Raw genomic sequence first — 12482 nt, 5'->3', positions numbered from 1 at the left:
CGGAAATTCCGTCGCGGTGGGTGCGGGCGCGCTGTTAGATTCGCCGCGATACCCCATGACGAACACCAAGCGCGGCCCACTGCTACTGATCCTGTTCGCCGCGTTGATGGCCGGCGCAGGCAACGGCATCACGATTGTCGCGTTCCCGTGGCTGGTGTTGCAGCGCAACGGATCCGCACTCGACGCGTCGATCGTGGCGATGGCCGGCACCCTGCCGCTGTTGGTGGCCACCCTGATCGCCGGGGCCGCCGTCGACTATCTGGGCCGCCGGCGGGTCTCGATGATCTCCGATCTGCTCTCGGCAATGTCGGTCGCAGCGGTTCCGACGCTGGCCCTGATATTCGGGGTGGACGCGGTCAACGTCGCGGTGCTGGCGGCCCTGGCCGCGCTCGGCGCTTTCTTCGACCCAGCCGGGATGACGGCGCGGGAGACCATGTTGCCCGAGGCCGCCGGCCGGGCAGGTTGGACTCTGGACCACGCCAACAGCGTGTACGAGGCGGTGTTCAACCTGGCCTACATCGTCGGCCCGGGCATCGGCGGCCTGCTGATCGCCACCCTCGGGGGAATCAACACCATGTGGGTGACCGCCGGGGCGTTCTGCTGCTCGATCCTGGCCATCTCGGTGCTGCGGTTGGAAGGCGCGGGCACTCCGGATCGCTCGATGCTGACCGAGGGCGTGCTCGCCGGCATCATCGAAGGGCTGCGATTCGTCTGGCACACACCGGTATTGCGCACGCTGGCGATCGTCGACCTGGTGGCCACCGGCCTGTACATGCCGATGGAGTCGGTTCTGTTCCCGAAATACTTCACCGACCGCAACGAGCCCACCGAATTGGGTTGGGTGCTCATGGCACTGAGCATCGGCGGGCTGCTCGGCGCGCTCGGCTACGCCGTGATGTCGAAGTACATGAGCCGACGGGCCACCATGCTGACCGCGGTGATCACACTCGGCGTGGCGATGACGGTGATCGCGTTCCTGCCGCCGCTCCCGCTGATCCTGGTGCTGTGCGCGATCGTCGGGTTCGTCTACGGACCGATCGCACCCATCTACAACTACGTCATGCAGACCACCGCCCCGCAGCACCTGCGCGGCCGCGTGGTCGGGGTGATGGGTTCACTGGCGTATGCCGCGGGCCCGCTCGGGCTGATCCTGGCCGGCCCGCTGGCCGACGCCGCCGGGCTGCACGCGACGTTCCTGGCCCTGTCCCTGCCGATGCTGCTGCTCGGGCTCGTCGCGGTGTTCCTGACGGCGCTGCGCGCGCTGGACCGGCCACCGGCGGTGGAACCCGGTCCGACGTAACCTCTTCGGATGGGCAAGGCCTCGGAGGACCGCGACAGCCGCATCACCGCGGACGTCGCCGACCACGGCTGGCATGTGGTGGGGGTCGGTGGCGGCGACGAAACCCCGGCCGACTGGGCCTACTCGATCGGTTTGTGGCACACCCTGCGCAGACCCGAAATCTGCCTCTTCGGTCTGCGGATCGAGACGATGATGTCGATCGTCAACATCGCCGGCCAGGAAGTCCGCGACGGCAACCCGCTCGAGCCCGGCCAATTGCGTGACGACATCCTCAACGACTACCTGGTGGCGGTCCGGGAGGCGCACCCCAGCTGGTACCGGGACTTCTTCGGCGCCGGGATCGACTACTACCGGGCGGGCGAGTTTCCCGTCCTGCAGGTGTTCTGGCCGGACGCCGAGGGCCGGTTCCCGTGGGACGATCAGGTGCAGGAGTACTGCCGTGCCGCCCAGCCACTGCTGTGGATCCCGAAAGAGCAGACCGTCGGACCGTGGGCTGAGCTCGACTAACTCCTGATCCGGGGTGGGGCAAAGGCTTTCGCCAACCGCGAGACCGCGGCAGGATCGCCGTCGATCACCAGCCGGCCATCGGCCACCAGAGCGGGGACCTGCGCGGGGTCCATCGCCGCACCCAACACCTCGGCCTCGCCCGTGAGTGTCACATCGACCACGGCCCCGTCCTCGCACGCGTCGATGCGGTCCGGCCCGATCTCGACGGTCGCCTGCCCCTCGGGGGTCACCAGGCGCACCGTGACCGGTGGTCCGTCACGGTCCGCACTGACGAATGCACGCACCGCGCGGATTAGCCACTCGGGGCGCACCGTGTCGCCGGGCTCGCGGGTCTCGATCAGGTGCCGGCCCCACCGGGTGTACGCGTTGATCACGTCCTCGAGTGCCCGGCCGTCGTCGGTGAGCTCATAGACCGTCGTCGAGGCGGGCTTGGGCAGCGTCCGCTTGTGAACGAGCCCGTGCGCCTCCAGGTCACGCAGCCGCCCGGCCAGCATGTCGGTGGCGATCGGAGCCAACGAGCCCAGCAGGTCCCCGTAGCGCTTGGGACCTTCGAGCAGATCCCGGACCACCAGCAGAGTCCATCGATCCCCGACCAGGTCGAGGCTTTTTGCCAGTGCGCAGTGCTGTCCATACGACCGTGACGCCATGCCGCCAGACTACCCGCGATTGGAATTTCCAACTTACTACTTGTTTTTTCCAAGTTCATCGGCCTACGGTGACGTCATGACCCTCGACAACCTGCTCACCGCGGCGTCGAACGAAGCCTTGACCTTCGCCGACCTGCTCGAAACCCTCGATCCTGCGCAGCGCCGCTCCCCCACACCGTGCGCGGGGTGGACCATCGACGATCTGGCCGACCACGTGGCCGTCGTCTGCTTCCGCGACGCGGAGGCCTATCACCGGGCCCGAGCCCAAATCACCACGCCACCAGGCGAACTCACCCTGGACAACCCCGATCTACCGGGCGCCGTCCGGCTGGCGGTCGGACATCTGCAGGCCGCGTTCGACCAGGCACCCAGTCGGTGGCCGGTGATACCGGCGCCGTTCGGCGACTTCCCGGTAGCCGCCGCGCTGCGCTCGCTGATCCTGGAATTCGGGGTCCATCTCGACGACCTGAAGGTGGCCACCGGCGACCGCCGCTCGACGTTCTCCCCCGCCACCATCGAAGCCATCCTCGGGTTCGGCGAGTTGTTCCTGCTGCGTCAGGCCCAGCCGCTGGAGAGCGGTCCTGTCACCCTGCGACTGACCGCGCCCTCGAAGTCCATGGCGATCACCTGGACCGGAAGGAACTGGGTCCAGGGCGCCGGCGCCGACGAGCACCGCGTCGACGGCTCCGACGACACGATCGCCCGGCTCATGCTGCGCCGGGGCGAAGCCGACGACCTGGTCGGCGCAGCGATTCGTCCACTCTGAGAAAGCCGAAATGATGACACTGACAACATCTCTCGTCGACATCGACGCCACCCCGGTCTTCGACCACCTGCTCGACATCCGCATCGTTTTCGAGTCGGTACAGGTTTTCTCCACGCCCTTGGGCACTCGCATGACCTACGTGGTCGAGCAAGGCCGGTGCGTCGGGCCCCGTATCGCGGCCGACGTCCTGCCCGGCGGTGGAGATTGGGTCCTGCTCGGCACCGACGGGGTGGCACGCCTGGATGTGCGCGCCACCCTGCGCACCGACGACGGCGCCGTCATCTACCTGACCAACACCGGCCGCGTTCAGATGGACCGGGCGACCGCCGATCGGTTCACCGCCGGAGAACTGATCCGTCACGACGAGATGACAGCGCGGTCCAGCCCGCTCTTCGAGACCGGCGACGAGCGCTACCGATGGCTGAACGCAGTTCACACCGTTGCCATCAACCAGGTATCGCTCAGCGAAGTGCACTACCGGGTATTCGCCGTCGGCTGACACCCGCTCGTAGGATCGCGGTGTGCTGTCAGAGCTGATCGCGGAACTGCCCGAAGGTGTCGTCGTCACCGACCCCGACATCCTGGCCTCCTACCGCCAGGACCGGGCTGCCGATCCGGCCGCGGGCACACCGCTGGCAGTGGTCCGGCCCACCCGCACCGAGGAGGTGCAGGCCGTGCTGCGCTGGGCCGGCGCGCACCGGGTGGCGGTCGTGCCCCGCGGCGCAGGGACCGGCTTGTCCGGGGGTGCGACAGCCCTCGACGGCGGCATCGTGCTGTCCACCGAGAAGATGCGCGACATCACCGTCGACCCGGTCACCCGTACCGCCGTGGTGCAGCCCGGGCTGCTCAACGCCGAGGTGAAGAAAGCCGTTGCCGCGCACGGGCTGTGGTACCCACCGGACCCGTCGTCCTTCGAGATCTGCAGCATCGGGGGCAACGTCGCCACCAACGCGGGCGGGCTGTGCTGCGTCAAATACGGCGTGACCACCGACTACATCCTGGGCCTTCAGGTGGTGCTGGCCGACGGCACCGCCGTGCGCCTCGGCGGTCCCAGGTTGAAAGATGTTGCGGGACTGAGCCTGACCAAATTGTTCGTCGGCAGCGAGGGCACCCTGGGCGTGGTCACCGAGGCGACGCTGCGGCTGCTGCCCCCGCAGCACTCGCCCTGCACCGTGGTGGCCACGTTCGATTCCGTGGAAGCCGCATCGAACTCGGTCGTGAAGATCACCGGCAGGATCCGGCCGTCCATGCTGGAGTTCATGGACGCGGTGGCGATCAACGCCGTCGAGGACAAGCTGAAGATGGGGCTGGACCGCAACGCCGCGGCGATGATGGTGGCGGCTTCCGACGATCGGGGTGCTGCGGGCGCAGACGACGCCGAGTTCATGGCCCGGGTGTTCACCGAATGCGGTGCCACCGAAGTGTTCTCCACCTCCGACCCGGATGAGGGCGAGGCCTTCGTCGCGGCCCGCCGGTTCGCCATCCCGGCCGTGGAGGCAAAGGGGTCACTGCTGTTGGAGGACGTCGGGGTGCCGCTACCCGCACTGGCCGAACTGGTCAGCGGGGTGGCGGCGATCGCGGCCCAGCGGGATCTGCTGATCTCGGTGATAGCCCATGCCGGAGACGGAAACACCCACCCGCTGATCGTGTTCGACCCGGCCGACGCCGGGATGGCCGCGCGCGCCCAGCTGGCGTTCGGCGAGATCATGGATCTTGCCGTGGGCCTGGGCGGCACCATCACCGGCGAGCACGGTGTGGGCCGGCTCAAGCAGCCATGGCTGGCCGGCCAGATCGGCCCGGATGCAGTGGAACTCAATCACCGGATCAAAAAGGCGCTGGACCCGCAGAACATCCTCAACCCGGGCGCGGCGATCTAGTCGCGGCTAGGCCATGCCGAAGCTGGTGAGCAGACTGCTTGTGCGCCAGGCGATCAAGGCGGCGAAGAGGACCAGCACCGCCACCGAAACCCCGGCCTGAATCGCGTTGCGGCGCTCGCGCGGGGCGTACACGAAGGCCGCGGCGATCCCCGCACCGGTGACCAGGCCGCCGATGTGGCCCTGCCAGCTGATCGCCCCGGTCCCGAGCGCCGGCCCGGCGAAGGTGAACACCAGGTTGATGATGACGACGGCTGCAATCGAACGGACGTCGAGGTTGAGCTTGCGGGCCACCACGAAGATCGCGCCGAACAGGCCGAAGATCGCCCCCGAGGCCCCGGCCGTCGCGCTGTTCAGCGGGGACAGCAGATATACCAGCACCGAACCACCGAGCCCGCTCAGCGCATACAACGTCCCGAACCGCAGCCGGCCCAACCACTGTTCCAGCGGCGGCCCCACCACGTAGAGCGCCCACATGTTGAACAGCAGGTGCATGGCGCCGTAGTGCAGGAACATCGAGGTCACCAGGCGGTAGTACTCGTCGTGCGCAGCGACGCCGGGCGGCCACAGGGTGAGTTCCTGTTCCAGGTTCTTCGAGGTCATCTGCAGCACGAACATCAGCACGTTCACCGCGATGAGCGAGTAGGTCAGGATCGGGGCGCCCGTGCGCGCCTTCCCGCCGAACTGGGTACGTGGTGCCCGGACCGACCGGGCCCCCTCGTTGACGCAGTCCACGCACTGGTGCCCCACGGCCGCCGCGCGCATGCACTCCGGGCACACGGGACGCTGGCACCGCGTGCAGCGCACGTAGGTGGGACGGTCCGGATGCCGGTAACACGTCGGCGTCTGGGCAGGTAGCTGCGGCGCGTCAGGGGTGCTCATCACGCCCGAGCCTAATGCCAAACGACTATTGACACGATTCCTTCAGATGTCGTACGAATAAGACATGGCAGCGACTTTGTCTCACAGCCCCGCCCGGTTCGTCCCCGCGGATGCCGACACCTGGCCGAACCCGTGGCCGATGTACGCCGCACTGCGCGACCACGATCCGGTGCACCACGTCGTACCCGAGGAGTCACCGGAGCACGACTACTACGTGCTCTCCCGGCACGCCGACATCTGGGCCGCTGCCCGTGACCACGGCACCTTCTCCTCCGCTCAGGGCCTGACGGTCACCTATGGCGAGCTGGACATGATCGGGCTGGCCGACAATCCGCCGTTCGTCATGCAGGACCCGCCGGTACACACCGAGTTCCGCAAGCTGGTGTCGCGCGGCTTCACCCCGCGGCAGGTGGAAGCAGTGGAGCCCAAGGTCCGCGAGTTCGCCGTCGAGCGCCTCGAGGGGTTGCGCTCGAACGGCGGCGGGGATATCGCCGCCGAGCTGTTCAAGCCGCTGCCGTCGATGGTCGTCGCGCACTACCTCGGGGTGCCCGAGGAGGACCGGGACCAGTTCGACGGCTGGACCGACGCCATCGTCGCGGCGAACAGCTCGGCCGGCGGGATCACCGCGGCGATGGGTACCGCCGGCGCCGCCGTGGCCTCGATGATGGCCTACTTCTCGGAGCTCATCGAACGGCGCCGCAGCGAACCCGGGGACGACACCATCTCGCACCTGGTGGCCGCGGGCGTGGGTGCCGACGGCGACATCGCCGGTGTGTTGTCGATCCTGGCCTTCACCTTCACCATGGTCACCGGCGGCAACGACACCACCACCGGAATGCTCGGCGGCGCAGTGCAACTCCTGCAGCAGCGGCCCGATCAACGCAAGCTCCTGATCGACGACCCCGAGTTGATCCCCGAGGCGATCGACGAATTCCTGCGCCTGACCTCCCCGGTCCAGGGCCTGGCCCGCACCACCACCCGCGAGGTCACCATCGGCGACACCACCATCCCGGCCGGACGCAAGACTCTGCTGCTGTACGGCTCGGGCAACCGCGACGAGCGCGAGTTCGGCGCCGATGCAGCCGAACTCGACGTGCGGCGATCCCCGCGCAACATCCTGACCTTCAGCCACGGCGCGCATTTCTGCCTCGGTGCGGCCGCGGCCCGGATGCAGTCCCGGGTCGCGCTGACCGAACTGCTCTCGCGTTACCCCGATTTCGAGGTCGACCTGGACTCGGTGACGTGGGCCGGCGGCAGCTACGTGCGACGGCCGTTGTCCGTGCCGTTCCGGGCAGGGACCTGATGCCCCGGGACTGGCTGTCGGCCCGGCGGTCCGAAGTGGCCGCCGACCACATCCTCGATGCCGCCGACGCCCTGTTCACCCAGCAGGACGCGGCGACCGTCGGTATGCACGAGATCGCGACGGCCGCAGGCTGTTCCCGCGCCACGCTGTACCGCTACTTCGAGAATCGCGACGCGCTGTACACCGCTTACGTGCACCGCGAGGCGCGCCGGCTGTACGAAGAGGTCAGCGAACAGGTGGCCGCGGTGAAGGATCCGACGCAGCGACTGATCGAAGGCGTGATCACCGCGCTGAACGCGGTGCGCGACAGCCCGGCCCTGTCGTCGTGGTTCGCCACCGCGCAGCGGCCGATCGGCGGCGAGATGGCCGAACACTCCGAGGTGATCCGAGCGCTGGTCGAGGGCTTCGTCGGTTCGCTCGCTGGCGGAGCAACGCAAGCCGACGACGAGGTGGGCCGGCGGGCCAGGTGGTTGGTCCGCGTCATGGTGTCGCTGCTGGTCTTCCCCGGCGGCGACGAGACCGACGAGCGCACCATGCTGGCCGAGTTCGTCGCCCCTCTTGTCATCCCGGCACAACTGTCGATCGAGTAGCCGATTGCCGGGCGGGACAGGCTGACCTGCCCCATACTTTCGGGTATGGCCAGCCACCCCAAGCCACTGCCGCCGCTACCGGCGGTCACCAGCATCGCCGAAGTCGTCGCGGCGATCGACACGATCACCGACTGGGCCGTGGAAACCTCAAGCCGGCTGGGCTATTTCGCCGCCCTGTACAAACGGATCACCATCGCGGTCGGCACCGCGGTCGAGGACGGGGCATTCGAGGACGGCCCTCGGATGGACCGGCTCGACGCGGCGTTCGCGCAGCGCTACTTCGATGCGCTCAACGGCCACTTCCACCCCGACCGGTACCCGAAACCCACTCGGTCGTGGCGGGCCACCTTCGACTGGGCACAGAAGCCCGAGCCGATCCTGGTGCAGCACATGCTCGCCGGGGTCACCGCCCACATCGTGCTGGACCTCGGCATCGCGGTGCAGGGGCTCGTCGGCGCGGGCCGGCTACCCTCGCTGCACAAGGATTTCGACACCATCAACGCAGTGCTGGCAAGCCAGATCGGTGGGGTGGTCAACGACATCAACGAACTCTCCCCGGCGCTGGCCGACATCTACGCGGTGCTCCGACAGCATCAGATCTTCGTCCTCAACGAGGCGATCCGCTCCCTGCGCGACAGTGCCTGGCGATTCGCCACGGTGTTGGCCCTTGAACCGGGATTCGCGCGCCCGGCGACGATCTGGGCGCGAGACGTGCAGGTCAGCCGGCAGGCGCAGGCAGCGTTCGACCCGCCCAGCCTGGTCGGCGCATTCGATCTGGCGATCAAGGAGATCGCCGCGCGCGAGAGCCGCGACGTGGCCCACAACGTTCGGGTGCTCGACGAGATCGCCGAGACGCCCGCCCCGATCCAGACGGCACTCTGAGTCGGCCGGATCAGGCCACCCAGTACGCCTGCGCCTTGATGGATTTGCGCGGGATGCCGTACTCCTCACGGAAGACCCGCGCCACGGCCCGGGTGGTGCGGTTGTTGCAGGCCACCCAGCCGAAGTGGTCGGAGGCGTCGAAAGCCGATGCGCTGACGGTCTCCAGCAGGTCCTCTTCCACCCGGTCGACCCAGACGATCTCTGCGCCACCGGTGACCGGCAGTTCGCGGTCGTCCTCGTACCCGGCCTCCAGGAACACCCACGCCGGGGTATCCCCGATCGCGTCCAGCAGTGAGTTGATGGCGGGCAGCGACGCGGTGTCGCCGACGATGACATAGCCGGCCGGCGCTGGTTCGGGAAGCGTGAAGTCGCTGCCGAGGACCGTCACGTCCAGGACGTCGCCGGGCTTGGCCTCCCGCGCCCAGCGCGTGGCGATGCCGTCGTGCATGGCGAAGTCGATGTCGACGGTCCCGGCCCGAGGGTCGGGGTTGACCAGCGTGTAGCCCCGCTGATGAGCTTTTCCGTCGTCGGGAAACCAGCCCCGCACCCACATCGTCGGGTGCACCCGCTGTTCGGCGAGCAGCCGCTCCGCGCTGAAGTGCAGTCTGAGGTAATTCGGCGTGAGTTCGGAACGGCCCGACACCGTCAGCTCGTAATCACCGCCCCGGCAGAGTTTGACCAGGGCCCCTTCCAGCCCGCGCGACGCCTTCTGCTCGCCCATGCGTACCTCCCGTGAACATCCTTGTTAGGTAAGCGTACCCTAACTTGATCCTCAGGAGCGGACGCGCGTGAACCGGTGCAGCAGCCAGGCGGCCGGGATGGTGAACACCATCGTGAGCACGAACAGGTTGAACATCGACCCCGTGTAGACCGGATCGCGCATCACCTCGACCATCACCAGTTCCATGATCATCAGGTGGATCAGGAAGATCTCGTAGGAGATCTCACCGAGGAACACCATCGGCCGGGACGCGAGAAACCGGTTGTACCAACCGCGGTCGCCGAGTGCGGGCGGCGCCACCAACAACGCCGCGATCACCGCATAGAAGAACGTCTTGAACAGCGCCTCGCTGAGCTTGGCCGGTGAGGTGGTGGGCTCCCCCGCGATCGGCGTCGACGCGATGAAGTAACACACCACGGCCAACGGCACACACACCACGGCGTAGCCGCGCACCTTGAGCTGTCCCAGCACCGTCAGCGCCATGCCCGCCACGAACCATGCCATGTAGGTGGGAAGCCAAAGCCGGGCACCGTCAGGCAGATTCGTGGAATCATGCACGATCCACAGCCACACCGGAGACACCGCCGCGAGCAGGGCCAGGCCGAAGAACAACAAGCCGGGCCGCCAGCGCCGGCGGCACAACACCACCAGCAGCAGATAAGCCACCAGCGGCAGCACCACGTAGAACGCCGCCTCCACCGCGAGGCTCCACATCTGGGTCAACCCCTGGTGCAGATAGGAGAACAGATAGTTGTCGGTGTAGATCTGGGACAGCGTCAGATTTCGGAACAGCCCCATCCAGGTGTGGCCGGGGTTCGGGCCCGCGGTGCGAAAGTGGTAGAGCAGGTAGGCGATCAGCACCGTGACCACATAGGCCGGCATGATCCGTCGCACCCGGTGCCAGGCGTAGCGACGGACGGACGGATCCGCGCCGCCGGTGGCCGCACTCTTCACCCACGGCCGGAACAACAGGAAACCGCTGAGCACGAAGAAGATCGGCACACCGATCTCGGCGCGCGAATAGACCAGACCGAGATAGCCCTGCCCGTATTTTCCGGTGGTGTAGGCCGCATGCGTCAGCACCACCAGAATGGCTGCCACCGCGCGGATCCCGGTCAGTGACGCAACCCGAGTCGACGCGGAAACCGGTGCGTCTATCGACTCAAGGCCGCCCTGATCAGCCGGCCCCGTCACGCTCCTGGAAACCGTCACTTGGTCTTCCGGTGCGGCTTCCCCGAGCGGTCTTTGTTCTCGGATCGGCCCTTGTACTCCGAACGGCCCTTGTATTCGCGGCGCGGCCCACGGTCACCGCGGTCGGCGCGCTCACCATGCTCTCGCTCCAGATTGATGAGCATGCCCGAGATCCGGGTGTTCTCCAGCGCTTTGAGTGTCTTTCCGGACAGCTTCTCCGGCAGCTCCACCAACGAGTAGTCCCCACGAATGGTGATGTGGCCGAACTCGTTGCGGTGCAGACCGCCCTCGTTGGCGATGGCGCCGACGATGTGACCGGGCCCCACCTTGTGCCGCTTGCCCACCGAGATCCGGTAGGTCGCCAGACCTTCGCGCGGCGGACGCTCCTTGCGCGGGGGGCGCTCGCCCCGGTCGTCACGGTCACGCTCGCGACGCTTCTCCGGCGGCGGCTCGGTCATCAAGAACTCTTCGCCGTTGCGCGACTGCAGCGCGAGTGCCGCGGCGATGTCGGCCATCGGCACGTCGTTCTCGCGCTCGTAGTCCTCGATGATCCGGCGGAACAGCTCCAGGCCCGGACCATTGAGGGCGTCGGTGATGGAATCGCGGAACTTGGCCACCCGCTGCGCGTTGACGTCGTCGACGCTGGGCAGCTCGGCCTCGATGACCTTGGACCGGGTGTGCTTCTCGATCGACTTGAGCAGATGGCGTTCGCGCGGGGTGACGAACAGCAGGGCGTGCCCGGAACGGCCGGCCCGGCCGGTGCGGCCGATGCGGTGCACGTACGACTCGGTGTCGTGCGGGATGTCGTAGTTGACGACATGCGAGATGCGTTCGACGTCCAAACCGCGCGCGGCGACATCGGTGGCGATCAGGATGTCGATCGTGCCGTCCTTCAGCGCGGTGATGGTGCGCTCACGCTGAGCCTGGTTGATGTCACCGTTGATGGCCGCGGCCGCGAACCCGCGGGCCTTGAGCCGCTCGGCGACCTCCTCGGTGGCCTGCTTGGTGCGGACGAACACGATCATCGCGTCGCCCTCTTCGACCTCCAGCACCCGCGTCAGCGCGTCCAGCTTGCGCGCACCGGCCACCTGGATGAATCGCTGCGTGATGTTCTCGGCGGTGGCGGTCTTGGCCTTGACCGTGACCTCGACCGGATCGTGCAGGTACTTGGTGGTGATCTTGCGGATGGCCGGCGGCATGGTGGCCGAGAACAGCGCCACCTGCTTGTACTCCGGGGTGTCGGCGAGGATCCGCTCGACCTCTTCGGCGAAGCCCATGGTGAGCATCTCGTCGGCCTCGTCGAGCACCAGGTAATCCAGGTTCGACAGATCCAGCGTCCCGCGCTCGAGGTGATCGATCACACGACCCGGGGTGCCCACCACCACCTGCGCTCCGCGCCGCAGCCCGGACAGCTGCACGGTGTAGGAGGCGCCGCCGTAGATGGGCAGCACGTTGATCGCGGGCAGATGCGCACCGTAGCGGCCGAACGCCTCGGCGACCTGCAGTGCCAACTCACGAGTCGGCGCGAGCACCAGGGCCTGGGTGTTGCGGCTGGTGGTGTCGATCTTGGACAGGATCGGGATGGCGAAGGCCGCGGTCTTGCCGGTGCCGGTCTGGGCCAGCCCGACCACATCGGAGCCCGCGAGCATGGCCGGAATGGTCGCGGCCTGGATCGCCGACGGCGACTCGTAGCCGACATCAGTGACTGCCTTCAACACCGCAGGGTCAATCTGCAGGTCGGCAAACGTTGGGGCGGTATCCCCCGAATCCGGGTCTGGCGAGGTCATCGGTTCAGAAGTCTAGTGCCAATCGAAGGGAA

Annotated in this window: 13 protein-coding genes; 8 read left to right on the top strand and 5 right to left on the bottom strand. The window is 67.6% G+C overall.

Annotation, left to right across the window (positions count from 1 at the left end; genetic code table 11):
• Positions 1–55 precede the first annotated feature (55 nt).
• Complete coding sequence (locus ACNQR1_RS12310; protein ID WP_418046321.1) at positions 56–1300, top strand: MFS transporter; 1245 nt, start codon at positions 56–58, stop codon at positions 1298–1300.
• 9 nt (positions 1301–1309) lie between these two features.
• A complete protein-coding gene (locus ACNQR1_RS12305) occupies positions 1310–1807 on the top strand; it encodes a DUF4262 domain-containing protein (RefSeq protein WP_418046319.1) in 498 nt (165 codons plus the stop codon).
• Here ACNQR1_RS12305 and ACNQR1_RS12300 read toward each other — a convergent pair.
• The gene (locus tag ACNQR1_RS12300; RefSeq protein WP_418046317.1) at positions 1804–2454 is read right to left on the bottom strand and encodes a winged helix-turn-helix transcriptional regulator; all 651 of its coding nucleotides are present in this window, start codon (positions 2452–2454) and stop codon (positions 1804–1806) included. The genes ACNQR1_RS12305 and ACNQR1_RS12300 overlap by 4 nt on opposite strands.
• 76 nt (positions 2455–2530) lie before the next feature.
• Between ACNQR1_RS12300 and ACNQR1_RS12295 the strand changes: the two genes are divergently transcribed.
• The 3 genes from ACNQR1_RS12295 to ACNQR1_RS12285 are packed head-to-tail and all read left to right on the top strand — an operon-like array spanning position 2531 to position 5097.
• Positions 2531–3220 carry a maleylpyruvate isomerase family mycothiol-dependent enzyme gene (locus ACNQR1_RS12295; RefSeq protein WP_418046315.1) on the top strand — a complete coding sequence of 230 codons (690 nt, stop codon included), beginning with the start codon at positions 2531–2533 and terminating at the stop codon, positions 3218–3220.
• Positions 3221–3233: 13 nt separating this feature from the next.
• Complete coding sequence (locus tag ACNQR1_RS12290; protein WP_418046313.1) at positions 3234–3719, top strand: DUF3237 domain-containing protein; 486 nt, start codon at positions 3234–3236, stop codon at positions 3717–3719.
• Between the two features lie 22 nt (positions 3720–3741).
• Positions 3742–5097: an FAD-binding oxidoreductase gene (locus ACNQR1_RS12285; protein ID WP_418046311.1), complete on the top strand. Its 1356-nt coding sequence runs from the start codon at positions 3742–3744 to the stop codon at positions 5095–5097.
• 6 nt (positions 5098–5103) lie between these two features.
• Here the strand turns inward: ACNQR1_RS12285 and ACNQR1_RS12280 are convergent, their stop codons facing one another.
• Positions 5104–5976 carry a rhomboid family intramembrane serine protease gene (locus ACNQR1_RS12280; protein WP_418046309.1) on the bottom strand — a complete coding sequence of 291 codons (873 nt, stop codon included), beginning with the start codon at positions 5974–5976 and terminating at the stop codon, positions 5104–5106.
• Between the two features lie 64 nt (positions 5977–6040).
• On the opposite strand from ACNQR1_RS12280, the gene ACNQR1_RS12275 reads away from it, so the two are divergent.
• The 3 genes from ACNQR1_RS12275 to ACNQR1_RS12265 are packed head-to-tail and all read left to right on the top strand — an operon-like array spanning position 6041 to position 8751.
• Complete coding sequence (locus tag ACNQR1_RS12275) at positions 6041–7279, top strand: cytochrome P450 (protein ID WP_418046307.1); 1239 nt, start codon at positions 6041–6043, stop codon at positions 7277–7279.
• Positions 7279–7869, top strand: a complete 591-nt coding sequence (locus ACNQR1_RS12270; protein ID WP_418046306.1) for a TetR/AcrR family transcriptional regulator — start codon at positions 7279–7281, stop codon at positions 7867–7869. The genes ACNQR1_RS12275 and ACNQR1_RS12270 overlap by 1 nt, the downstream gene beginning before the upstream one ends.
• A gap of 45 nt (positions 7870–7914) precedes the next feature.
• Positions 7915–8751, top strand: a complete 837-nt coding sequence (locus ACNQR1_RS12265) for a DUF5995 family protein (protein WP_418046305.1) — start codon at positions 7915–7917, stop codon at positions 8749–8751.
• 10 nt (positions 8752–8761) lie between these two features.
• Here the strand turns inward: ACNQR1_RS12265 and ACNQR1_RS12260 are convergent, their stop codons facing one another.
• The 3 genes from ACNQR1_RS12260 to ACNQR1_RS12250 are packed head-to-tail and all read right to left on the bottom strand — an operon-like array spanning position 8762 to position 12450.
• Positions 8762–9472, bottom strand: coding sequence for a siderophore-interacting protein (locus ACNQR1_RS12260; protein WP_418046304.1), 711 nt, complete (start codon positions 9470–9472; stop codon positions 8762–8764).
• 51 nt (positions 9473–9523) lie between these two features.
• On the bottom strand, positions 9524–10684 hold the full coding sequence (locus ACNQR1_RS12255; RefSeq protein ID WP_418046303.1) for an acyltransferase family protein: 1161 nt from the start codon (positions 10682–10684) through the stop codon (positions 9524–9526).
• A complete protein-coding gene (locus ACNQR1_RS12250; RefSeq protein ID WP_418046302.1) occupies positions 10681–12450 on the bottom strand; it encodes a DEAD/DEAH box helicase in 1770 nt (589 codons plus the stop codon). Before ACNQR1_RS12250 ends, ACNQR1_RS12255 begins: the two co-directional genes overlap by 4 nt.
• Positions 12451–12482: the final 32 nt, after the last annotated feature.

Source organism: Mycobacterium sp. 48b (assembly GCF_048282725.1).
Lineage (GTDB): Bacteria > Actinomycetota > Actinomycetes > Mycobacteriales > Mycobacteriaceae > Mycobacterium.
This window is presented reverse-complemented; position numbering and strand designations above follow the sequence as displayed.